The organism is Mesorhizobium sp. L2C066B000, from assembly GCF_000502335.1.
GTDB lineage: Bacteria > Pseudomonadota > Alphaproteobacteria > Rhizobiales > Rhizobiaceae > Mesorhizobium.
Window position 1 is genome coordinate 200,192 of the sequence record NZ_AYWZ01000003.1, and the last position, 22,545, is coordinate 222,736.

Annotated in this window: 22 protein-coding genes and 1 pseudogene; 10 read left to right on the top strand and 13 right to left on the bottom strand. The window is 64.3% G+C overall.

All coding sequences use genetic code 11. The features are described from left to right. Window positions 1–45: 45 nt before the first annotated feature. The 3 genes from X733_RS154200 to X733_RS154190 all read left to right on the top strand — a co-directional run bounded on the left by X733_RS154200 (window position 46) and on the right by X733_RS154190 (window position 2,400). Complete coding sequence (locus X733_RS154200) at window positions 46–579, top strand: gamma-glutamylcyclotransferase (RefSeq protein ID WP_023818480.1); 534 nt, start codon at window positions 46–48, stop codon at window positions 577–579. Between the two features lie 163 nt (window positions 580–742). Beyond that, on the top strand, window positions 743–1,690 hold the full coding sequence (locus X733_RS154195) for an aldo/keto reductase (protein WP_023818481.1): 948 nt from the start codon (window positions 743–745) through the stop codon (window positions 1,688–1,690). An 83-nt stretch (window positions 1,691–1,773) separates the two neighbouring features. Then, the gene (locus X733_RS154190; protein WP_023818482.1) at window positions 1,774–2,400 is read left to right on the top strand and encodes a LysE family translocator; all 627 of its coding nucleotides are present in this window, start codon (window positions 1,774–1,776) and stop codon (window positions 2,398–2,400) included. A gap of 69 nt (window positions 2,401–2,469) precedes the next feature. Here the strand turns inward: X733_RS154190 and X733_RS154185 are convergent, their stop codons facing one another. Together X733_RS154185 and X733_RS154180 are read right to left on the bottom strand one after the other, a co-directional pair. Then, window positions 2,470–3,279: a 1-acyl-sn-glycerol-3-phosphate acyltransferase gene (locus X733_RS154185; RefSeq protein ID WP_023673308.1), complete on the bottom strand. Its 810-nt coding sequence runs from the start codon at window positions 3,277–3,279 to the stop codon at window positions 2,470–2,472. A 115-nt stretch (window positions 3,280–3,394) separates the two neighbouring features. Beyond that, window positions 3,395–4,300, bottom strand: coding sequence for a LysR family transcriptional regulator (locus X733_RS154180; protein WP_023714972.1), 906 nt, complete (start codon window positions 4,298–4,300; stop codon window positions 3,395–3,397). 112 nt (window positions 4,301–4,412) lie between these two features. Here X733_RS154180 and X733_RS154175 point away from each other — a divergent pair, with 112 nt between their 5' ends. Continuing rightward, window positions 4,413–5,045 carry a pyridoxamine 5'-phosphate oxidase family protein gene (locus tag X733_RS154175; protein WP_023735190.1) on the top strand — a complete coding sequence of 211 codons (633 nt, stop codon included), beginning with the start codon at window positions 4,413–4,415 and terminating at the stop codon, window positions 5,043–5,045. A 98-nt stretch (window positions 5,046–5,143) separates the two neighbouring features. On the opposite strand, the gene X733_RS154170 is transcribed toward X733_RS154175, so the two are convergent. The 3 genes from X733_RS154170 to ftsE all read right to left on the bottom strand — a co-directional run bounded on the left by X733_RS154170 (window position 5,144) and on the right by ftsE (window position 7,638). After that, window positions 5,144–5,824: a YdcF family protein gene (locus X733_RS154170; protein ID WP_245260186.1), complete on the bottom strand. Its 681-nt coding sequence runs from the start codon at window positions 5,822–5,824 to the stop codon at window positions 5,144–5,146. 172 nt (window positions 5,825–5,996) lie between these two features. Beyond that, the gene (locus tag X733_RS154165; RefSeq protein ID WP_023701396.1) at window positions 5,997–6,986 is read right to left on the bottom strand and encodes an ABC transporter permease; all 990 of its coding nucleotides are present in this window, start codon (window positions 6,984–6,986) and stop codon (window positions 5,997–5,999) included. Further along, complete coding sequence (ftsE, locus tag X733_RS154160; RefSeq protein WP_023685344.1) at window positions 6,979–7,638, bottom strand: cell division ATP-binding protein FtsE; 660 nt, start codon at window positions 7,636–7,638, stop codon at window positions 6,979–6,981. Before ftsE ends, X733_RS154165 begins: the two co-directional genes overlap by 8 nt. A 174-nt stretch (window positions 7,639–7,812) precedes the next feature. On the opposite strand from ftsE, the gene X733_RS154155 reads away from it, so the two are divergent. The 3 genes from X733_RS154155 to X733_RS154145 all read left to right on the top strand — a co-directional run bounded on the left by X733_RS154155 (window position 7,813) and on the right by X733_RS154145 (window position 9,451). Then, window positions 7,813–8,448 carry a hypothetical protein gene (locus tag X733_RS154155; protein WP_023818483.1) on the top strand — a complete coding sequence of 212 codons (636 nt, stop codon included), beginning with the start codon at window positions 7,813–7,815 and terminating at the stop codon, window positions 8,446–8,448. A 24-nt stretch (window positions 8,449–8,472) separates the two neighbouring features. Beyond that, window positions 8,473–9,015, top strand: coding sequence for a hypoxanthine phosphoribosyltransferase (gene hpt, locus X733_RS154150; protein WP_023673315.1), 543 nt, complete (start codon window positions 8,473–8,475; stop codon window positions 9,013–9,015). A 64-nt stretch (window positions 9,016–9,079) separates the two neighbouring features. Next, window positions 9,080–9,451, top strand: a complete 372-nt coding sequence (locus tag X733_RS154145; RefSeq protein ID WP_023673316.1) for a response regulator — start codon at window positions 9,080–9,082, stop codon at window positions 9,449–9,451. Between the two features lie 6 nt (window positions 9,452–9,457). On the opposite strand, the gene X733_RS154140 is transcribed toward X733_RS154145, so the two are convergent. Continuing rightward, window positions 9,458–10,408, bottom strand: coding sequence for a DMT family transporter (locus tag X733_RS154140; protein WP_023818484.1), 951 nt, complete (start codon window positions 10,406–10,408; stop codon window positions 9,458–9,460). A gap of 226 nt (window positions 10,409–10,634) precedes the next feature. Between X733_RS154140 and X733_RS154135 the strand changes: the two genes are divergently transcribed. Further along, entirely contained in the window at window positions 10,635–11,498 is an 864-nt protein-coding gene (locus X733_RS154135) for a LysR substrate-binding domain-containing protein (RefSeq protein WP_023698713.1), read from the top strand. Here the strand turns inward: X733_RS154135 and X733_RS154130 are convergent. The 3 genes from X733_RS154130 to X733_RS154120 form a co-directional block, all read right to left on the bottom strand. Continuing rightward, on the bottom strand, window positions 11,495–11,866 hold the full coding sequence (locus tag X733_RS154130) for a glyoxalase superfamily protein (RefSeq protein ID WP_023685340.1): 372 nt from the start codon (window positions 11,864–11,866) through the stop codon (window positions 11,495–11,497). The two genes, X733_RS154135 and X733_RS154130, sit on opposite strands and share 4 nt — an antisense overlap. Before the next feature lie 41 nt (window positions 11,867–11,907). Next, window positions 11,908–14,496 (bottom strand): TIGR02302 family protein, encoded by a 2,589-nt coding sequence (locus X733_RS154125; RefSeq protein ID WP_023818485.1) that lies wholly within the window; start codon window positions 14,494–14,496, stop codon window positions 11,908–11,910. Between the two features lie 136 nt (window positions 14,497–14,632). Further along, the gene (locus X733_RS154120) at window positions 14,633–15,574 is read right to left on the bottom strand and encodes a threonine/serine dehydratase (protein ID WP_023818486.1); all 942 of its coding nucleotides are present in this window, start codon (window positions 15,572–15,574) and stop codon (window positions 14,633–14,635) included. 50 nt (window positions 15,575–15,624) lie between these two features. Between X733_RS154120 and X733_RS0134510 the strand changes: the two are divergent. After that, a pseudogene (locus tag X733_RS0134510) lies at window positions 15,625–15,903 on the top strand (metalloregulator ArsR/SmtB family transcription factor); the annotation flags it as partial. A gap of 161 nt (window positions 15,904–16,064) precedes the next feature. Here X733_RS0134510 and lysA read toward each other — a convergent pair. The 3 genes from lysA to argH form a co-directional block, all read right to left on the bottom strand. Continuing rightward, the gene (lysA, locus tag X733_RS154115) at window positions 16,065–17,333 is read right to left on the bottom strand and encodes a diaminopimelate decarboxylase (protein WP_023818488.1); all 1,269 of its coding nucleotides are present in this window, start codon (window positions 17,331–17,333) and stop codon (window positions 16,065–16,067) included. Between the two features lie 80 nt (window positions 17,334–17,413). Beyond that, a complete protein-coding gene (locus tag X733_RS154110; protein ID WP_023673325.1) occupies window positions 17,414–17,620 on the bottom strand; it encodes a hypothetical protein in 207 nt (68 codons plus the stop codon). A 68-nt stretch (window positions 17,621–17,688) separates the two neighbouring features. Continuing rightward, window positions 17,689–19,089, bottom strand: coding sequence for an argininosuccinate lyase (argH, locus tag X733_RS154105; RefSeq protein ID WP_023818489.1), 1,401 nt, complete (start codon window positions 19,087–19,089; stop codon window positions 17,689–17,691). Between the two features lie 34 nt (window positions 19,090–19,123). Between argH and X733_RS154100 the strand changes: the two genes are divergently transcribed. Next, a complete protein-coding gene (locus X733_RS154100) occupies window positions 19,124–19,816 on the top strand; it encodes a TlpA disulfide reductase family protein (protein ID WP_023818490.1) in 693 nt (230 codons plus the stop codon). Here the strand turns inward: X733_RS154100 and X733_RS154095 are convergent. After that, window positions 19,813–22,260, bottom strand: a complete 2,448-nt coding sequence (locus X733_RS154095; protein WP_023818491.1) for an EAL domain-containing protein — start codon at window positions 22,258–22,260, stop codon at window positions 19,813–19,815. The genes X733_RS154100 and X733_RS154095 overlap by 4 nt on opposite strands. Between the last annotated feature and the right edge of the window lie 285 nt (window positions 22,261–22,545).

Sequence of the window (22,545 nt, forward strand, 5' to 3'; positions counted from 1 at the left end):
ATTCCGATGCGGCGGCGTCACCTTCGTGCAATCAGGCTTGGCGATATGGGCGATTTTTGGGTTTTTGGCTATGGCTCGCTGATCTGGCGGCCGGGATTTGCGCATGTGGAGACCCGCCGCGCGCGGCTTTACGGCTACCGCCGGTCGCTCTGCGTCTATTCCTTCGTGCATCGCGGCACGCGTCAGCGGCCGGGCCTGGTGCTCGGCCTCGACCGTGGCGGCTCCTGCATCGGGCTGGCGTTTCGCGTGCCCGGCGAGCTGCGCGATGAGGTGCTGGCCTATCTGCGCGAGCGCGAATTGGTGACCAGCGTCTACCTCGAGCGTGTGCTCGATATCAGTCTCGACGTGAATGGTGCGGCCGCGGGAGAGAGAGTGAAAGCGGTCGCCTATATCGTCGACCGCCAGCATGAGCAGTATGCCGGCGGGCTCGATGCCGCGCATGCGGCAGGTGTTATCCGTGGCGCCGTCGGCCAGTCCGGAAACAACGAGGACTATGTGCTCAACACGCTGCAGCATCTCGCGGCGCTGGGTATCAGCGACCACTGGCTGGAAGAGGTGGCGAAGCGGATCGCCTCGTGAGCCAGTGGACCACGGCGAGCCTGCAGGCGAAGCGCTCGCGCCTTTGTGAAGCGCTGGCCCGCTGGAAAATTGGCTGAGGCCTTTGACCTCGGCGCGGCGAGACCTAGCTTAGCTGCGGCCCGAAGCATTCGGGTCGCCCGCCGCCAGCCCACGGAGCCCCGTCTTGCAAAAACGCCGTCTCGGTCAAACCGACCTTTCCATCGCGCCGCTGGTCCTGGGCGGCAATGTCTTCGGCTGGACCGCGGACGAGAAGACCTCCTTCGACCTGCTCGACCGGTTCGGCGACGCCGGCCTCAACGCTATCGATACGGCCGATGCCTATTCGCGCTGGGTGCCCGGCCACGCGGGCGGCGAGTCCGAGACCATCATCGGCAAATGGATGAAAAGCCGCGGCAACCGTGACAAGATCATCGTCATCACCAAAGTCGGCTCGGATATGGGACAAGGCAAGAAGGATCTGTCCGCTGCCCATATCGAAAGGGCAGTCGAGGCGTCGCTCAAGCGACTGCAGACCGACGTGATCGACCTTTATCTCTCGCATTGGCCGGACCCGACAACCCCTTATGAGGAGACGCTCGGCGCCTACCAGAAGCTGCTCGCTGCCGGCAAGGTCCGCCATATCGGCGCCTCGAATCTTGACGCCGGCCAGCTGCGCGCCGCGCTCGATGTTGCCAGCCTGCGCGGGCTGCCGCGCTACAGCGTGCTGCAGCCGGAATACAATCTCTACGACCGCTCATCCTTCGACGGGCCGCTGCATGATCTGTGCGTGGCCGAGGGTATCGGCGTCATCACCTATTTCAGTCTCGCCAAGGGGTTTTTGAGCGGCAAATACCGTAGCGAGGCCGATCTCGGCAAAAGTGAACGCGGCGGCGGCGTGAAGGCTTATCTCAATGCGCGCGGCATGCGCATTCTGGCCGCACTCGACACTGTGGCGGCGCGCCATTCGGCCAAGCAGGCGGAAGTAGCACTCGCTTGGGTGATGGCGCAGCCCGGCATCACTGCGCCGATCGCCAGCGCCACGACGCTGGACCAGGTCGACAGCCTGGTGCGCGCCGCATCGCTGAAGCTCAGCGCGGAGGATCTCGTGGCGCTGGACAAGGCCAGCGCCTAGCCGCGCAGGTTCGGCACGATCGTTCAAGACGACGGCTGTCCGCCTTGCCACACTGTTCTCCATTATTGTGGAGAAGAGGCAGCATGGCCGCAGACATTCTTTCGCAGGCGCAGCCCTGGCAGCAATTGCTGGCGCTGGTGCTGGCGGCAACCGTCGTCATGGGCAGTCCTGGCCCGGCGACGATCAGCGTCACGGCGATAGGGACCGCCTTCGGCCTGCGCAATTCGCTTCACTACACATCGGGGATCATTTTAGGCACGGTCGCGGTGCTGCTGGTCGTGGCCACCGGCATCAAGGCTATCCTCACCTCGATGCCGGGCGTAGCGCCAGTGCTGGCGGTCGCTTCCGCCGCCTATATTCTCTACCTCGCCTACAGAATAGCGACAGCGCCGCCGCTGGCCGCGCGTGACAACAGCGCGGTTCTGCCGACCTTCCTCGGCGGCTTCCTGCTCGCCGTTGCCAACCCGAAAGCCTATGTGGCGATTGCTGCGGTCCTTGCTGGCTCCGCGACCGCAGCCGGCGCCGATGCTCTCGGCATCCCGGCCAGGCTGGCGGTTCTCACCCTGATGATCGTAGCCATCCATGTGCTGTGGCTGCTGGCCGGCGCGGCCTTCGCCCGCACCCTGCGCCAGCCGCTGGCGTCGCGGATCATCAATCTGGCCTTCGCGGCGACGCTGGTGCTGACAACGGCGCTGGCGGCGTGGCCTTGAGCCGGCTCGCAGAAGAGATCAAGCTTTGGTCTTTTTTGTTTTGGCGCAATTTAGGACGGAAAAAACCGCTCACACTTTTCCTGGAATTGCTTTGGCGGCCGCGGCGAGTTCGGCCAGCCGCTTGACCGCCGTCGGCGGCATTTGCGGCGGGTTAGGAGCCTGCGATGCCTCGATCAGCAGCTGGTCGCAGGCGGCTTCCGTATCGCCGATCAGCCGGTCCATGAATTCGTCCTTGCCGAGCCCGGGCGGAATCGGCGGCAGGAAGCGGGCCTTGATGGTGCCGGGAAAGCGCAAGAATTTGCGGCGAGGCCAATAGAGGCCGGCGACATGGGCGACCGGTACCACCGGGACGCCAAGCTGCGTATAGAGCTCGACAATGCCGTATTTGTAAGCCGGCTCGTCGCCTGGCGCTCGGCGCGTGCCTTCGGGGTAGATAATCAGCTGGCGCGGATTGCGCCCCATCTCCTGCTTTGTCGATGCAACGACCTGCTTCAACGCCTTGGAGCGGCTGCCGCGGTGAACCGGGATCATCCGCATCTTCAGGATGTACCAGCCGAAGAAGGGGATCCAGGTCAGCTCGCGCTTCAGGATATAAAGCGGGTCGTGGAGGAACGGAAAGAAAGCGATCGCGTCCCAAAACGACTGGTGTTTCGGCGCCAGGATGAAAGAGCCCTCCGGCAGGTTCTCGACGCCGGTGATGTCGCTCCTGGTGCCGGCGATCTTGTCGTAGAGCCACAGGCTGGTGCGCGACCAGAATTTCGGCACGAACCAGGCGCGATGGCGTGGCGAGAGGAAGTAGTAAGGGGTCCAGAGGACCATCTGGACGATCAGATTGACATAAAAGACGAAGTTGAACGCCAGCGAGCGGATATAGAGCATGCGGGGAAGGGCCCGTTGAGGAGGTGTGCGTTGGTTACACCAAGCGCGGGCAAAAAGGAAACGCCGCAATGGCCTGACATAGGCCGGCTCGCCACTGACTCAAGCCAGTCTCAACTCACCACGTCGCCTGCAATAGCCGCTGCTTCAGCCGCGGAGCGGCGAAATCGAGGAACGCCCTGAGTTTCACCGCCAGCAGGCTTTGGCCGGCATGGACGAGGCTCACCGGCCATGGCGAAGGCTCGAAGGCCTGCAAGACCCGGACGAGCACGCCGGAACGTAGTGCGTCCGCGATCTGGTAGGAGAGCACCCGCGTCATCCCGGCGCCTGCAATCGCGGCATCGATTGCAGCTTCCGCCGTGTTGACGCGCAGCCGTGAGCGGATCGGCACGATCAGTTCGCCCTTGTCGCCGGCAAAGCTCCAGCTGGCGAGAGCGGAAGGCCCCTCGAAACTGATGCATTCATGCGCGGCCAGATCGTCCGGCGTCCGCGGCATGCCATGCGCGGCGATATAGGCGGGGCTGGCGCACACGACGCGACGGATCGCGCCGACGCGGATGGCAATGAGGCTCGAAGGCGCAAGCTCGCCGATGCGGATGGCAAGGTCGAGATGTTCCTCCGCCAGTTGGGTTATCCAGTCAGCCAGCGTCAGGCGAATGTTGACTTGAGGATAAGCCGCCAGGAATTCGGTGACGACAGGCAGCACGTGCAAGCGACCAAAGACGACCGGCGCGGTGATGAACAGGTCGCCGGTCGGCGTGCTGTATTCGCCGGCAGCGGTGCGTTCGGCTTCGCCGACCTCGCCGAGGATGCGGCGGCAGGCGGCGAGATAGGCTTGGCCGGCATCGGTCAGCGTGAGCTGCCGGGTCGAACGGTTCAGCAGGCGCGCCTGAAGGTGCTTTTCGAGGTCGGAAACCTTGCGGCTGACCGTTGCCAGTGGAATGCCGAAATGGCGGCCGGCAGCGGAAAGGCTGCCCGCTTCCACCGCGGCGACGAACAGCGACATGGCTTCGAGACGATCCATAGTGTCTTCCGGAAATTGGAAGGATAGCTTGCAACTATGCCATCTACATCCAAAACATGGAAGGACCTACCTCTTCGTACAATGGCCGTGTTTCGGCCTCGCGGAGGCTTCCATGAATGCTCATACTTTCACCAGCGATGTCGCCTTCACGCCGACGATCAAGGCGATCCAGACCCGCAAAGGTTCGCGCAAGGGCTATGCCAGCGCCGAGGAGCGCGGCGGATGGCGCGCCCATATCACGCCCGACCTCGCCGACTTCATCGCGGCGCAGACCAGCGTCTTCCTGTCGACGGCCAATGGCGAGGGTCAGCCCTATATCCAGCATCGCGGCGGGCCAGCCGGCTTCCTCAAGGTGCTGGACGAAAAGACCATCGGCTTTGCCGATTTCTCCGGGAACAGGCAGTTCATCACGCAAGGGAATCTCGCCGACAACAACCAGGCATTCCTGTTCCTGATCGACTATGCGCATCGCCAGCGCGTCAAGATCTGGGGCACGGCGCGCGTCGTCGAGGACGATGCCGAGCTTCTGGCAAGGCTGATGCCGCAGGACTACAAGGCGCGCCCCGAGCAGGTCATCTTGTTCACCGTCTCGGCCTGGGATGCCAATTGCCCGCAACACATTCCGCAGCGATTCGAGGCCGCCGATGTCGCGGCCGCACTCGCCGAACGCGACAAGCGGATTGAAAGCCTCGAACAGGAGATTGCGCGGCTGCGTGGCGCGGAAGACGGCACGGCCAAGGGGTAATCGAGCGCCGTCAGAGTCGTCTGTCTGGACGCAATTCCCAAGGGAAAGCGTACGTGCTTTTCCCGGGAAAACCGCTACACACTTTTCCTGGAATTGCTTTAGTCCTTGGCGGTCGAAACCTCGGCCAGTGCGACGCTGTCGGCAGTCTGGCGGACCGGGACGACGCCGCGCGCAAGCGCCAGCAGGTATTTGCTGTATTCGGTCAGAAGCACGCGTAGCGCTTCTGGCTTGGTCAGCCAGTCGCCATTGTCCAGATTGGTGTTGACCACCGGATAGGGTTCAAGCCTGGCGCCATGCAGCAGGCGGCCCATCTCGAGCAGGCTGCGCGGCATGTGGTAATTGTTGGTGACGAGGATGACGCTGCCATAGGCGTGGCTCTCCACCCATTTAGCGCTTTCCTCGGCATTGCCGATCGTGTCGAGCGCGGCGCGGTCGATGTCGACACAGCAGGAAAACAGCGCCTTGTCGCCGCCGGTAGCAGCCTGCAATTGGCGGCGGCTGGCAGAGGGATGCACGCCTGAGATCAGCAGCCGCTCGCCCTTGCCGGAGGCAAGCAGATCGAGTGCTGCGTCGAGGCGGGCCTGACCGCCGGTCAAGACGATGATCGCATCGGCCTTGGCCGGGTTGGTCGGGGTCGTCATGTGGCTGACCTTGCTGGCGAACCAGCCGAAGCCACCGGCAAACAGGGCCACCAGCAGCAGTAGACAGAGGGAGGCGAGACGCAGGGCGGTGCGCAAACGGCCCAGCCCGGTGCGCACACGCGAACGCACCACTGGCATCTGTCCAGCCGTTCCGGTCGACTCCCGCGCGTTCATCGTCCTATGGTTAATCCTGAAATGCCTTTTTGGTAAGGAAAAAAGCGCACATTGCGTTACGTCGGTTTTCGATCCGTGATCGTCCCTTCCATTCCTGTCCTTGCCCCCGAACTGTTTTCGCTTCTGCCCTCACGGTTCACCCCGCATCCGGCTGGCGGACATCGATGTCGCTGAGATAGGCGACGACTGTGGCGTGCGAGGTCGCCGCCGTCAGTCCGCCGATCACCAGCACCATCAGGCCGACGCCGAGATAGCCTGCCGATCCGATGGCGAAATTGCCGAACAAAGCAGTGGCCTGGTCGGCCTGCGGCGTTGCCATGTTGCGCGACGACCACCAGGAAAAGACGATGAAAACCAGGATCGCGGCTGCGCCGCCGGCGGCCGCGCCCTTCATCCCGGTGACCAGGAAATGCCAGCGGAATTCGCGCGCGATGAAGCGCGCCTCGGCGCCGACGAAATGCAGCACTTCGATGATATGGCCGTTACCCGCCATAGCGCCGCGCGTCGCAAACACTACGGTCAGCACCGTCGCCGACAGCATCAGGACCAGCACGGCGATGCCGATGGTGACCGTGGTGCGGGCCATGGCGACCAGCCGGTCGACCCATGTACGGTGATCGTCGAGCGAAGCACTCGGCAGCTTGGGCGTGAGCGCCGCACGGATGGCGCTAAAGTCGGGCGGACTGGTCTCGTCGATGGTGACGATGATCAGGCGCGGCACCGGCAATTCGTCGATATTCAGGCCCGAGCCCAGCCATGGCTCCAACAGACGCGCGGTGGCGTCGCGATCGATGATCCGGGTTTCCTTCACGCCGGGGAATTCGCCGACGATCTGCGAGGCCTGGGCAAGGGCTGCCTCCATGTCGAGGCCGTCGACCGGTTTGATCTGAATCGTCGCCTCGCGCGAGATCTGGTTTTCCCAGACCGAGGCAGTGTCGCGCACCAGCGTGACGGCGCCGAAAGTCAGGCAGGACAGGAAGGTCATGATGGCGATCACCAGCACCAAGGCGCGGCCGGCAATATTCTGCGCCGGCACGATCGGCGCCATGCGGCGCTGGACGCGCTGCGTCGTCGTCGCCGGTTCGGCGGCGTCTTCATGCAGCTGTTCGGCCGATACTTCAGTCATAAATATCCAGCCTTCCGCCGGCCAGGATCATGCGGCGCGCGTCGACCTGTTCCATCAGGCCGAGATCGTGAGTGGCGATCACCACCGCGGTGCCGAGCCGGTTGAGCTCGATGAACAGCCTGAGCAGCCGGCGTGCCAGTGGCGGGTCGACATTGCCGGTCGGCTCGTCGGCAAGCAGGATTTCGGGCTGTTCGATCAAGGCCCGGGCGATTGCCGCGCGCTGCTTTTCGCCACCCGAAAGGACCGGCGGCAGCACATGCATGCGCTCGCCCAGGCCAACCCATTTCAAAAGTTCGGTGACGTCGGTGCGGTAGCTCGCTTCCTCGCGGCCGCGCACGCGCAGCGGCAGAGCGACGTTCTCATAGGTGGTCATGTGGTCGAGCAGGCGGAAATCCTGGAACACCACGCCGATGCGGCGCCTGAGATGCGGCAGTTCAGCGCGCGAGATGCGCGAGCGGTCCTTGCCGAAGATGGTGATCAGCCCGCGTGTCGGCTTCAGCGACATGAACAGAAGGCGCAGCAGCGTCGTCTTGCCGGCGCCGGAGGGCCCGCTCAGGAACTGGAAGGAGCTCTCCGGAATGTGCAGGGAGATGTCGCGGAGGATTTCCGGACCCATGCCATAGCGGAGGCCGACATTTTCGAAGCGGATCACGTGCGACGACCTGAGGGCGGCGGCGTGCCAGCCCTTTCTGTCCGACGACCATCGGCCGCCATGGTTAACCCTCGGTTAATTTTCGCTGGTTTTGAGTGCGTCACAAGGGTTCCGGTGGGGAAGCGTTAACCATTTCCATTTACGCAAAAGAAACGAACAGGCAACAGCGGGGCCATGATGGCTGAGCAACGAACCGCGCGCCCGGTTTCCGGCGAAATCATGACCGGGACAAGTGTCGCACCGGAATCGCGTCCTGTGGCGACCGACATCGTCGATGCGGATTATGAGGTGCTGCCGCAGCCGATCCCAAGGGTAGAAGCCATGCCGACGCCGGCGCGCGACATCGCGACGCCGTCGATGGAAGGCATGGAGATGCTGCGCAAATCAGATGCGTCAGCCGGGCGGCCGGCATCGCGTGGCGGGCCGATCTTCTGGATTGCCGGCATCGGTGCGGCGCTTGCCGCCTTCTGGGTCTCGGGTGGCCACGCGCTGGTGCGCCAGACGCCGTTCTGGTCAGTCGAACAGCCGGAGGGCGCCGTACTCAGCATTGCCGGCGTCACCTCGCGTGTCGACGCCTCGGGACCCACCTCGGTGCTGTTCGTGGATGGCGAGGCCGTCAATGACGGTTTGAAGGCGGGACAATTGCCGCCGCTGGAGATACGTGTCACCGGCAATGACAGCCGCATCACCCGCTATACTCTGGGGACATCCAACCGTTCTCTGGCGCCCGGCGAAAGATTCGGCTTTTCCAGCCGCCTCGATGTGCCTAGAAACGGCGTCAAGGCCGTGGCGGTCACCTTCGCCGGCTAGTCGGTTTCTCTGGAAAGGTTGTTGATGCCAGTTGTGCGCGGCAAGGACATCGAGGTCCTGTTTTCGGCGTCCGCGATCGCGCGGCGCAATCTCGAACTCGCCAAGGAGATCGCCGAGCACGACTATCACGACCTGCTGGTGATTTCGGTGCTGAAGGGCTCGTTCATCTTCGCCGCCGATTTGATCCGCGCCATGCACGATGTCGGGCTGTCGCCGGAGGTCGAGTTCATCTTCATTTCCAGCTATGGCGCCGGCACCACCAGCGGCGAGGTGAGGGTGCTGCGCGACATCGACAATGAGGTCGCCGGCCGCGACGTGCTGCTGATCGATGATATCCTGGAATCCGGCAAGACGCTGTCCTTCACCCGCAACCTGATGCTGTCGCGGGGCGCCAAAAGCTGCGCCATCGCGGTGCTGTTGGACAAGCGCATGCGCCGCCAGACGGAGCTGAACGCCGACTATGTCGGCTTCGACTGTCCCGATTACTTCGTCGTCGGCTACGGCATGGACGTCGCTCACGCTTTTCGCGAACTGCCGTTTGTCGGTGTCGTCAAAGGCGATGCCTGAGAAAAGGCCCCCGACGCTTCAAATTTTCAGAAAAAGTCAACTTTTGCCCGCCAAATTCCGGCCCATGGCAAAGCTTCTGATCGTCGAGGACGATGAGTCCGTCCGCACCCTCGCCGCCCGCGCGCTCGAACGCGCCGGGCACTCGATCGATATCGCCGCCGACGGCGCGCAGGGGCTGGCGATGGTCAGTGCTGCAGGCGGCGGTTACGACCTCGTCGTCTCCGATATCCGCATGCCGGAAATGGATGGCATCGAGATGGCGATCGCCGCAGCCAGGCTTTTCCCTGACATGAAGATCCTGCTGATGACCGGCTATGCCGACCAGCGCGAGCGCGCCGAGGAATTGAACGGCATCATTATCGACGTCGTGCAAAAGCCTTTCACGCTGGCCGAAATCCGCTCGCGGGTCGACCAGGCGCTCGCCTGCTTCGCCTGACACGCTTCAGGCGGCATCCGGAGACGCGGCGAGGACAGGCGCAGCGCTCCGGCGCCGTTCGGTGTTGAGCGCCAGCAGACCGGCGCCGATGATCAGCGCCGCACCGATGGCGGTGGTCGAGCGCGGCACCTCGTCGAAGAACAGGAAGCCCCACAGCGGCGACCAGATAATCCCGGTGTATTCGAAGGTGGCGACGCGGTTGGCGGGCGCCAGCCTGTAGGCCTGCGACAGCAGAATCATGCCGGCCGAAGCGACGAAGCCGCAGGCCGCCATCTTGAGGAAATCCGGGGTCGTCGGCCAGACCCACGGCCGCACCAGGAATTCGAGGCTGGGGTGGACAGCATGGGTTATGCCGGCAAGCCAGAATGTGCCGGCAACCGCAGCGGCGCCGACCAGATAGGCGCCGTTCTGGTAGAAGGCCATGACGGTGGAGGATTCGGTGTCGCCGATCTTGCGCGCCATCAGCTGTGAAAAGCCGTAGAGCAAAGCCGAGCCCAACGAAAGCAGCGCCGCCCAGTCGAACAGGCCGGCGCCCGGGCGCAGCATCACGACCACGCCCAGCATGCCGATCAGCACGGTGGCGAGAGCCTGCCAGGATACCCGCTCGCCGAGATAGGGCCCGGCTATCGCCATGATGAACAGGGGCGCCATGAAATAGAGCGCCACCGCGTCGGCGAGCGGCAAGGCAGCGATCGCCAGATAGTAGACCGTATAGGAGGAGAACTGGACGAAGGCGCGTATCGTCAGCAGGCCGAACCGCTTCGAGACAATGGCCCGCAGGCCGACATCGGCGCGAACGAGAACGACCAGGATCGGCAAAGCGACGATCGAGCGGATCCACATCACCTCGGTCACGGGATAGCCGGCCGACACCGCCTTGACCAGCGGGTCCTGGAGCGAGAACACCAGCACGCCAAGGCACAGGCTGATGATGCCGAGAACGATCCGGTTGCGCATATTGTTCTGCCGGCCCTTGCCTTAACTGCCCGCAGCCGCCCGGCCATGGGGTAAAAAGAACCCGCCACCGTTTTGGGCAGCGGGTATGAGTGAGGACTCTTTGATTGGTCCGCAGCCGGTTTCGCGGCGGCATATCCAATGGGCGAGCGGACTATGCTGCGGCGTTTGACATGTTGCAAACGAATTGGAATGATACCAGAGATCAAATTTGCTTATGACGGATTCGATGCGGCCACCCCTCGACAGCGATCTCCTGCGCACCTTCGTCGCCATTGCCGAAGCGGGCAATTTCACCCGGGCGGCGGAGCAGGCCGGGCGCACCCAGTCGGCGGTGTCGATGCAGATGAAGAAGCTCGAGGAGCTGGTCGGCGACAGCCTGTTCGAACGCGGCTCGCGCGGCGTGGCGCTGACGCGCCGTGGCGGCGAGCTGATCGTCAATGCCCGCCGCATCGTCTCGCTGCTCGACGAGACGGCGGCATCGATGGCGGCGGCACCGCTTGGCGGGCCTGTGCGCATCGGCATTCCCGAGGAATATGGTCACGCCATCCTGTCGCGCGCGCTCGGCGCCTTCTCGAAGCGTCATACCAAGGTCGAGGTCACCGTGCGCTATGCACATTCGGGCGCCCAGCTGGCAGCGTTGGCGGCCGGTGAACTCGACCTCGCCGTGGTGTTCGAATGGCAGGATCCTTCCGGCGGCGAGGTGCTGATGCACGATCCGACCGTGTGGGTGACATCGAGCCTGCATCACATGCATGAGGAGCGGCCGGTGCCGATCGCGCTCTACAACCGGGCCGGCTGGTGCAAGGACTTCGCCATCAAATCGCTGGAGCAGCGTGGGCTGGCCTACCGTGTCGCCTATACCAGCGACACCACCGGCGGCCTGAAGCTCGCCGTCACCTCTGGCCTGGCGATCGCGCCGATCTCGCACAGCAATATTCCGGATGGCTGTCGTGAACTCACCGCCGCTGACGGGTTCGGTCATATCGATTCCTCGAATGTGGTGATGCACCGCAGCCCAAATGCCTCAGGCGAGGCTATCGACGGCATGCAGGAGGCGATCCGCGAGGCGTTCGTCAACCGGCCGGCTTAGTCTGTTGCATCCTCGTAGAAATGCAGGCGATTGCCGAAGGGGTCGCCGACCGACACTTCACGGGTCTGCCACGACGTGGTTTCGAGGCCCGGCCGGGCGTAGCGGTATCTCTTGCCGATCAGTTCGCGGTGCAATGCCGCGATGTCCTCGACCTTGATGCGCATGGCTATACCCGGCGCGCCGTCGCCATGATGTTCGCTCAGATGCAGGACACAGCCGTCGCGGATTACACCCATATAGAGCGGCGCATTGTCGTCGAAGCGGTGCTCGAACTCGACCTTGAAGCCGAGAAAGTCGACATAGAATTCGCGTGCCTTGGCGATGTCGAAGATGCGCAGGATGGGCGTGACGGCACCGAGTTTCGGCATGGCGCTGATACCATTCAGTTCGACGGATGTTGCCTTGGAGGCTACTTCAGCTCCAGCAGCCGCTCGAGGTAGCTGCGCTCGATGTCGGGGCTGAGCGCGTTGCCGAGCCGCTTGCGAATCGCCTCGAGAATCTGGCGGGCGCGCTGCACGTCGATCTCGTCGGGCACCTTCACCGAATCGCCGAAATCGGGTCCGCGGCTGGCGCGTGGTCGGCCCAGCGGATCGCGGCCGGCGTCCTGTTGGCGGCCGCCTTCCTGGCTGCCGCCCTGGTCGCCCTGCATCGCCTGCAGCTGCTTCATCATCTCCTTGGCGCCCTTGCGCAGCGCTTCCAGCGCGCGACCCTGGTGGCCGACTGCCTGGTCGCCTTCGCCTTCGCCAAGCGACTTTTCGGCATTGCCCATGGATTTGCCAGCGTCGCCAAACCCCTCATTGGGTTGCATGCCCATGCCTTCCAGGCCCTTCTTCAGCTTGTCGAGTTCGCTCTGCAACTGGCCCTGGCCTTCCTGCAGCTGCTTCATCGCATCGGCGAATTCCTGCGGTGTCATCGACTTCGGCCGGGCGAGAGGATCGCGATCCTTGCCGACGCCCGGCTGGTCCGGGTCGTCGCCATTGCCTTCGCCGGGCTGCTGATTATCTCCGCGCTGCATCTGGTCCATGCGGTAGGTGTCGTTCATCATCTCCTGCTGGCGGCGCATGATCTCGCCCAGCTTGTCCATCTGCTGGCGCATCTCGCTGTCCTGCTCGCCGCCCTGCTGCTGACGGCCGGCCTGCAGGTTGTTCATCATGTTTTCCAGCTGCGACAGCAGCTCCTGCGCCTTGTCGCGGTCGCCCGACTTCGCCAGGTTCTCGATCTGGTCCATCATGCGGTCGATATCACTCTGACGCAGCTCGCGACCATTCTGCTGCATCTGCGGCGCGTTCGGGTTCTGCTTGGCGCGCTCGGCGAATTCCTGCAGGAATTCGTTCATCGCCTCGCGCAGTTCCTTCATCGCCTTTTCGATCTCTTCGTCGCTGGCGCCGCGCTTGATGGCGTCCTGCAGCGCCTGCTGGGCCTGGCGGAGCCGCTTTTCGGCGGACGAGAGATTGCCTTCCTCGATGCCGAGCGCGATTTCCCAGAGATAGGCAACCTCGTTGCGCAACTGATCGTCGCTGTCCGACATCTTCAGCCGGCTGCGGGCGCTCATGATGGCGAGGTAATGCGACATGTTGTCGAACGTGTCCTCGGGCCGCAGCGTGATGGCGTCCATCAGGTCGAGCACGCGCGGCTTGGCATTGGCGTCGAGCGCCAGCAGGCGGCGCTGCTCGACCACCGCCCGCGCCAGCGGGTTGGCGAAGGGCCGCTCCGGCATCACAATAGTCTTGGTTTCGCTGGTCGCGGTGTGTCCGGCATCGTCGGTGGCCACAAGCGACAGCTTGATGCTGGCGCCGGCCCAGACATGCTCGGTGAGGTCCTTAGTGGTCTTGGCGGCGTTCGCCTTGCCGCCGCGGCGCGGCAGCGCCAGCGGCAGGTCAGGCGGACCGTAGAGCGGATGCGCATCGGGCGCCGCCGGATCGGCCAGCGCGAAAACCGCCTTGGCGGTGGCCGCGCCATAGTCGTCGTCGATCTGGTAGTTGAGCTCGAAGGCGCCGTTGACGGCGCGCTTGGGCTCGCCGACGAAGCGGATCGTCGGCGGCTTGTCGGGGATCACCGCGAAGGCCCAGCGACCGAGATCGGCTTCGCCCGACTTCAGCGTCAGCGTGCCGTCGGCGGTCAGCTTGCCGGTGAACTGGCGCAGCTTGGGGGTCGCGGGGTTGACCGCCGCTGCCTTGACGGCCGCCACCTGTGGTCCCGACGGGTCGATGGCGCGAGCATTGCCGCCCTTGTCGGCAAAGCTTAGCGTTTCCTCGCCGGAGCCGCCGGTCACGCGCAGCGAGACGTCGCTGCCTTGCGGCACGGTGAAGGTGGCAACCGCCTGCTTGGCGTTGCCATCGATGACTGGCGCGGTCAAGAAGATGGGCGGCTTGCCGGTATAGGCCGGCGGGGTCACCCAGGCATCGATGCGCGGCGGTACGATGTCGCGCGCCGCATGGGCACTGAAACCATCGGACAGCCTGCCGCCGGACGGTCCGAAGGAGAAGGCAAAAGCGGTGACCAACAGCAGCGCCGCCACGGCACGCAATGCCCACGGATCGCGCTCCGGCACGCGCGTACGCGGCAGGTCGGCGCCAAGGCTGCCGAGCTTGTCGGCCATGCGCTTTTGGTGTTCGCGCCACAACGCCTGGGAAAAGATGCTTTCCTTGCCGCTGGGACGGTCGGTCTGCACCAGCACCGGGCTGTGCTGCAACTGGTTGGCGGCCTCGATACGGCGGTCGATTTCAGCGGCGGATGGAAGCTTGAAGAAACGCAGCGGATAGAGCGCCGCCAGCGTGGAAATACCGAACGCCGTGACCATGATAATGCGCGCAATGTCAGGCAGCCGGGGGAAAAGGCCGAGCCAGGAGAGGCTGAGAAACAGGCTGGCGACGATGAGCAGCGGCAGAAGCAGCGGCCAGCCGCGCTCGACCGTCATCGAGATCCGTGTCGCCAGCCGGCTCAGGGCAAGCCGCCCGGCCAGGCTGCGATCGCCACTGGAAATGGGGCGTTCCGTCATCGGCCCTTCCTGCCCGGGCGGGATAGCCCGGACTCAACAAGCAGAAGTTTACCAGCAAACACGGCAAAGGCGAGGCGGTTCCGGAAAACTTGAAAAGCTTTGACGGGTTTGCGTCCCACTTCAGTCGAAGCAAGGTTTAGAATTTCGCCGGATCGGTATTCGAGCCGCAGACAAGGACGGCGATCCGCTCGCCCGGCGCCGGCGTGTAGCGGCCGGACAGCAGCGCTGCGAAGGCCGCTGCGCCGCCCGGCTCGGCGATGATCCGCACCCGCTCCCACAGCGCCTTTTGCGCGGCGATGATGGCGTCGTCGGTGACTAGGATGGAGCGTTCGACGAAGGCCTCGGCGATCGGGAACATCATCTCGCCGACGCGTTTGGGCGCCAGCGAATCGGCGGCGACGCCTTCGGCCGGCGCATCGACGGGGTGGCCGGCTTCGAAGGCGTGATGCAGCGTCGGCGCGCCTTCGGGCTCGATGGCGATGATCCTGATGCGGCCGGCAAACCAGGCGGCGATGCCGCCGATCAGGCCGCCGCCGCCGACAGCGACCAGCAGCGTGTCGATGTCTGGCAGATCGGTTTCGATTTCGAGGCCGAGCGTGCCCTGGCCGACCAATGTTTCCTCCTGGTTGAAGGCATGGATCTGCAGCGCGCCGGTCTTTTCGGCAAAAGCCTCGCTGGCGGCCAGCGCCTCGGCATAGCGGGCGCCGCCGACCATCAGTTCGGCGCCGTAGCCGCGGATGCGCTGCAGCTTGGCCGGTGGGCTGACTTCGGGAACGAAGATCGTCGCCTTGTGGCCAAGCCGCATGGCGGCATAGGCGACCGCGGCGCCATGATTGCCGCCCGAAGCCGCAACCACGCCGGCCGCAGGCACCGGCCGTTCGAGCAGATTGGTGAAGGCGCCGCGCGCTTTGAACGAACCGGAATGCTGCAGGCATTCGAGCTTGAGGTCGACCGCCAGCGGCGGCCGGTCGAAATCGGCCATGTCGACGCGCAGCACCGGCGTGTGCCTGATATAGCGGCGGATGCGCGGTTCCATCGCGGCAATGCGTTCGCGCGTGACGGTGTTGCCGTTCGTCATGACCATCTCCTTGGGATTGACAGCAATTAGTAACTTGGCAAAATGGCTAAATGCAAGAGGTTGATGTCTTCAAGGCGATCGCCAATGAACGCAGGCTGCAGATCCTCGACTGGCTGAAGGATCCGCAGGCGCATTTCCCGGCCCAGGCAGACGGCGATCTGGTCGAGGACGGCGTTTGCGCGCTGCTGATCGCGGAGAAGCTCGGCATTACGCAGGCGACGCTCTCCGAACATATGCGCGTGCTTACCCAGGCCGGCCTGCTGCGGCCCAAGCGCATCAAGCAATGGACGTTCTACCGCCGCGACGAGGACAGGATCGCCGACACAAGGNAGGCGACGCTCTCCGAACATATGCGCGTGCTTACCCAGGCGGGCCTGCTGCGGCCCAAGCGCATCAAGCAATGGACGTTCTACCGCCGCGACGAGGACAGGATCGCCGACACAAGGATGCTCATCCAAAACCGGCTGTAGCGCAGCCGGCGCTGCGGCTTCTATTTCAGCCAGTCGGGCACCGAATCCAGGCCGATAAGCTCGTCATAGGTCTGGCGCCGGCGTACGACATGGAAACGGTCGCCGTCGACCAGAACCTCAGGCACAAGTAGGCGGGTGTTGTAGGTGCCGGATTGCACCGCGCCATAGGCGCCGGCGGTGGTGACGGCAATGAGGTCGCCAGACTTGAGCCGGGGCAGGTCACGGTCGAGGCCGAGATAGTCGCCGGTCTCGCAGACCGGGCCGACGACGTCGACCGCCATGCGCGGCGTGTCGGCCGGCGGCTGCACCACCGGCTTGATGTCGTGGAAGGCATCGTAGAGCGTCGGCCGGATCAGATCGTTCATGGCGGCGTCGACGACGAGGAAGTTCTTGGCGTCGCCTTCCTTCACGAAGATCACTTCCGAGACCATGATGCCGGCATTGCCGACGATCAGCCGGCCCGGCTCGAACATCACCTTCACTCCAAGCTTTGTCAGATGCTTCCTGACGATCTCGGCATAGGCATCGGGCAAAGGCGGCGGGCTGTTGTCGGTGCGGTAGGGGATGCCGAGGCCGCCGCCGAGATCGACATGCTCGACGGCGTGGCCATCGGCGCGCAGCGCGCCGACCAGTTCCGCCAGAAGCGCGAAAGCATCGTCAAAGGGCTGCAACTCGGTGATCTGGCTGCCGATATGGGTATCGATGCCGATGGGCTTGGTGCCCGGCAAACCGGCCGCGCGGGCATAGACCTGGCGCGCCCTTTGCCATGGAATGCCGAACTTGTTCTCGGCCTTTCCGGTGGAGATCTTCCTGTGCGTCCTGGCGTCGACATCCGGGTTGATGCGCAGCGAGACCGGCGCCACCTTGCCGAGCGCGGTGGCGCGGGCCGACAGCAACTCCAGCTCCGGCTCGGATTCGACATTGAAGCAGAGAATGCCGGCCTCGAGCGCAAAATCCATCTCGCGCGCGGTCTTGCCGACGCCCGAGAATACGATCTTGCTGGCCGGGATGCCGGCGGCGAGCGCGCGGCGCATTTCGCCTTCCGAGACGGTGTCGGCGCCGGCGCCGAGCTTTGCCAGCGTTCGCAGCACCGCCTGGTTGGAATTCGCCTTCAAGGCGTAACAGACCAGCGTGTCGAGCCCGGCAAAGGCCCCGGCGAACACCCGGTAGTGCCTCGTCAAGGTTGCCGTCGAATAACAATAGAACGGCGTGCCGACGCTTGCGGCGATGTCTGGTATCGCCACGTCCTCGGCATGGAGCACGCCGTCGCGGTAATCGAAATGGTTCACGAGAGTGTTTCCGGAAGTTGGAGCACGAGACCTGATTAGCACGAGACCTGGTCAGAAACACCAAGCCGGTCTCATCGGCCCTAGATCAGCGGGTCGAGGATGAATTTCTTGTCCACGACCGGTTTTTCCGGCTCCGGCGGCACCGGCTGTTTGGCGCGCTCGGCGTCCTTACGGGCCTGGACGGCCGCTTCATAGGGCGTGTCGAGACCAGCCTTACGGCCGCAAGCGGTCACGGCAGCCATCGCCGTCAGCAGCGTCAGCGTCACCAAAATCCTGCTTGCGGTCATCGATCCATCCGTCCGAAACTTTATGTGCTGCGCTTTTAACCGAGTTTTAGGCGCATTGCACCCCGGCATCATGCCTTGGCGATGCGCTTTTTCCAGCTGCGGATCTGCTTCCTGACCTCCGACGGCGCCGTGCCGCCGAAACTGGTGCGGCTCTTCACCGAATTCTGCACCGCCAGAACCGAGAAGATGTCTGCCGTGATGCCGGGGTTGATCGACTGCAGATCCTCCAGCGACAGCTTTTCAAGGCTCACCTTCTTCTCTTCGGCCAACGCCACCGCGCGGCCGGTGACATGGTGTGCCTCACGGAAGGGCAGGCCCAGCGTTCGCACCAGCCAGTCGGCGAGGTCGGTCGCGGTCGCGTGGCCCGAGCTGGCGGCCTTCTTCATGGCGGCGGCATTGACCGTCATGTCGCACACCATGCCGGTCATCGCCGCCAGCATCAGATCGAGCGTCTCGGCGGCGTCGAAGACCGATTCCTTGTCTTCCTGCATGTCCTTGCCATAGGTCAGCGGCATGCCCTTCATCACCGTCAGCAGCCCGACGAGATGGCCGGTGACGCGGCCGGTCTTGCCGCGCACCAGTTCGGCGGCGTCCGGGTTCTTCTTCTGCGGCATGATCGAGGAGCCGGTGGAGAAACTGTCCGACAGTCTGACAAAGCCGAATTGCGGCGTCGACCAGATGATGATTTCTTCGGCGAGCCGCGACAGATGCGTGGCGGAGATCGCCACCAGGCTCAAAAACTCCAGCGCGAAATCGCGGTCGGAGACGCTGTCCAACGAATTGCGCATCGGCTCGCGGAAGCCGAGCGCCTTGGCGGTCTTGTGGCGATCGATCGGAAAACTGGTGCCGGCAAGCGCTGCCGCGCCGAGCGGGCTTTCATCCATCCGCTCGATGGCGTCGCGGACGCGCGACAGGTCGCGCGAAAACATCTCGACATAGGCCATGCAATGGTGGCCGAAGGTCACCGGCTGCGCCGCCTGCATGTGGGTGAAGCCGGGCATCACGGTCGCCGCATGCTCCTCGGCGCGGTCGAGCAAGGCTGAGATCAGCCCCTTCAGCGCCTCGGCGACGCGAAAGCACTCGTCCTTGACCCAGAGCCGGAGATCCACCGCCACCTGGTCGTTGCGTGACCGCGCCGTGTGCAGGCGGCCGGCGGCCGGGCCGATCAGATCGGCAAGGCGGGCCTCGATGTTCATGTGAATGTCTTCCAGCCGGGTCGAGAACTCGAACGTGCCGGCCTCGATCTCTTTCAGGATCGTGTTCAGCCCGTGAGCGATTTTTTCTTGATCGGCCGCCGAAATAATGCCCGTTTCAGCCAACATCTCGCTGTGGGCGACCGAACCTCTTATGTCTTGGGCATAGAGTTTGCGGTCGAACGAAATCGACGCGTTGATCGCTTCCATGATCGCGGCCGGACCCGAGGCAAAACGTCCGCCCCACATCTGGTTGCTGGCCTTCTTGTCGCTCATGGCTATAACCCGTGTTCCGGAGCAGTCTTAGAAAATGGCAGACGGTAAAAGATACTTCCCGGCCCCGCGCCTGATCCTCGCCGCTTTGCTGGCGGGCGTGCTGGCCGGCGCGGTCGCGGTATATGTCAGCGAGAGCGGGTCTGGCAACAACGCAGCCACCGGCAGCGCACCTGCGGCCGGCGCGGGCAACAGCAAGGACGATGTCGCCTGCGACGCCAAGAGCGACCGCGCCAAGAAAATTGCCGCGGCGGCCACGGGCCAGGTTGCGGCACTCCTGCCCGCCGATCCGCCGCAATCGCTGAAAAGCTTGGCCTTCAACGGGCCAGACGGCAAGCCGATGACCATCGCCGATCATGCCGGCAAAACGGTGCTGCTCAATCTGTGGGCGACATGGTGCGCGCCCTGCCGTGCGGAAATGCCGGCGCTCGACGCCTTGCAGAAGGAAAAGGGCAGCGATGCCTTCGAAGTGGTCGCGGTCAATGTCGATGCCGGCGACGATGTGAAGCCCAAGAAGTTCCTCGCCGATATCGGCATCGGGTCGCTCGGCTACTACCGCGATTCGACGCTGGCGCTGTTCAACGACGTCAAGACGCGCGGCTTGGCGCTAGGCCTCCCCGTCACCATGCTGATCGATGGCGAAGGCTGCCTGGTCGCGCATATGAACGGACCGGCCGAATGGTCGGGACCGGATGCCAAGCGCCTGGTCGAGGCCGCACTCGCCCCTTAGGATGAGCGCAGGGCCGCCGCCGGCGGCAGCATCAAGATGCTGCCGCCGCATTGTTTGACGCTGGCGTCGTCTTGTGCCGCCGGCGCCGCGACGCCGGTCAGTTCGCTGAACGCCTCGATCGGGCTCGGCCGGCCTAGATAGTAGCCCTGGCCGATCTCGCAGGCCTCGGCGTCGAGGAATTTCAGCTCGCCCAGCGTCTCGACGCCCTCGGCCAGAACCGGCAGGCCGAGACCGCGGCCAAGCCCCAGAACGGCGCGCACGATGGCTGCCACCTGGCCGTTGCTGTCGACTGATTTGATGAATGAGCCGTCGATCTTGATCTTGTCGAATGGGAAGGCGCGGAGATTGGACAGCGAGGAGTAGCCGGTGCCGAAATCGTCCATCGCCACACGCACGCCAAGCGCCTTCACCTGGCGCAAGGTCGCCAGCGCGCGCGGCATGTCCTTGACCAGCGCCGTTTCGGTGATCTCGAGTTCGAGCCTGCCGGGCGTCAGGCCGGAGCCGAGCAGGACTTCATGCACCTTGCGGCTGAAATTCGGATTGTGGAGCTGCACCGCCGAGACATTGACCGCGACGGTGAGAGGGTTCTTCCAGCGCGCAGCCTCGGCGCAGGCCGTCGCCAGCACCCATTCGCCGATCTGGATGATGACGCCGCTGTCTTCGGCCACCGGGATGAAGGTCGCCGGCGACACGTCGCCGCGCTGCGGATGGCGCCAGCGGATCAGCGCTTCGAACCCGACCATCCGCCCGCTGCTGATCTCCTTTTGTGGCTGGTAGACGAGGCGAAACTCATCGCGCGCCATGGCCTGGCGCAGTTCGTGCTCCATCACGCGCCGGTCTCGCGCCTCGGCGCCCATCGAGGCCTCGAAGTAACGGTAGGTGTCCTTGCCCTCGGCCTTGGCGCGGTAGAGCGCGGTGTCGGCGTGGCTGACCAGGAGTGTCGGCTCATCGGCGTCGAGCGGATAAAGTGCAATGCCGATGCTGGCCGACACCAGCCCGCCACCGACCGACAGCCGGTTTTCCTCGCGCATGGCCGCCAGCACCGCCTCGGCGATGCGGCCGGCCGCCTGCGGATCGGGAAGGTTCGGAGCGATGATGGCGAACTCGTCGCCGCCGAGACGCGCCAGCATCTGTCCGTGGCGGAGCACGGCGGAGGCGCATAGCGCCACCTTCTGCAACATGGCATCGCCGGCGCCGTGCCCGAACAGGTCGTTCACTTCCTTGAAGCGGTCGAGGTCTAGCAGCAGCAGCGCAAGATGCCCACCCTTGCCGCCGCGGTCCATTGCGGCAATTTCGGCCTCGAGCCGGCCGGAGAAACTGCGGCGGTTGGGGAGCCCGGTCAGCGGGTCGAAATGGGCGAGGCGCAGGATCTCCTGCTCGGCCTTCCTGCGTTCGCGGATGTCGCGCACGGCGACCACGCTGTGCCGCTTGCCGCAATAGTCGATGCTTCTGGCGATAAGTTCGACGGGGATGGTGGCGCCGTCATGGGCTCTGAGTTCGGCTTCCTGTGCCTGTCCGCTGCAGTCGGACATGCCGGCCGCGGTGCGTTCGCCGAAGAGGTCGCCAAGCAGCATCGCGTTCAGCACTTCCGGCGCAATGCCGGTGAGTGCCGCGATGCTGTCATTGGCGCTGACGATGCGGGCGCCGTCGCAGACGATCAGCCCCTCGACGGCGGCGTTGGCGAGGCCGTGCATGCGCTCGGCCTCGAGCTTGTGACGCCGGAAGCGAAGGTCGATCCACAATGCTGCGGCTGAAAGCACCAGGATAGCCATGCTGACTGCAGCGGCGGCGAAGGCCTGCGACACCGGTTCGACCGTGAACTGCGATATCTCGATGGAGGAGTCCGGGAAGATCGACACCGCGCCCATGGCGATGAAGTGCAGGCTGCAGATCGCCAGCGTCAACAGGATGGCGGCGGCGATTGTGGCCTGCATGGACGGCCGTCGCAACACGACCAGCAGCGCCAGCGCGGCGAGGGTGACGCCTGTCAGCACCGAGACGCCGACCAGCAGCGGGTTCCAGACGATGCGCCCTTCGACCTCGAAGGCGGCCATGCCGATATAGTGCATGGCGGCGATACCAGCGCCGAGGACCGCGCCGCCGACCAGAGGGTAGTCGATGCCCCGGCGCAAGGTGGCGATCCACATGCCCGCAGCGGTCAGGGCGACGGAACCGGCGAGCGAAAGCGCCGACATTTCCGTATTGTAGGCGTTGGGGATTCCGGGAGAAAAGGCAAGCATTGCGATGAAATGCGTCGCCCAGATACCGAAGCCGGTGGAAGTGGCTGCTATCATCAGCCAGGTATAGCGGTTGCGCTCGCTCGAGCGGTCGACATGGCGAAGCAGGTTGACCGCCGAGAAGGAAGAAATACCGCAAATGAGCGCTGCCAGTGCGACCAGTCTCAGATCGTGCTCATGCACGATACAATTATAGACCGTCAGCATCTCGCCCCACCTGCTCTCCCACAGCAATCAAGCCGTCCACTTGATTAGTATGCCACGCTTGACGAAGAATCGGTTATGCGAACTACAACTACAGCGGGTTTTTCGGGTTGTACGTTGCGGCGATCCTGTTCTCATTCCAGACGCACGGTTACAGCAGCGCCTGGCGCGATGCCGCTCGGCCGATCTCGATCTGGCCGAGCGCCGGTTTGGCGGCCGCACGGTGCAGGTGCGTGGCGCTGTCACGCGGGCCCTTCACGCATCGCTGGGCGGTCGGCGATCCTTGCA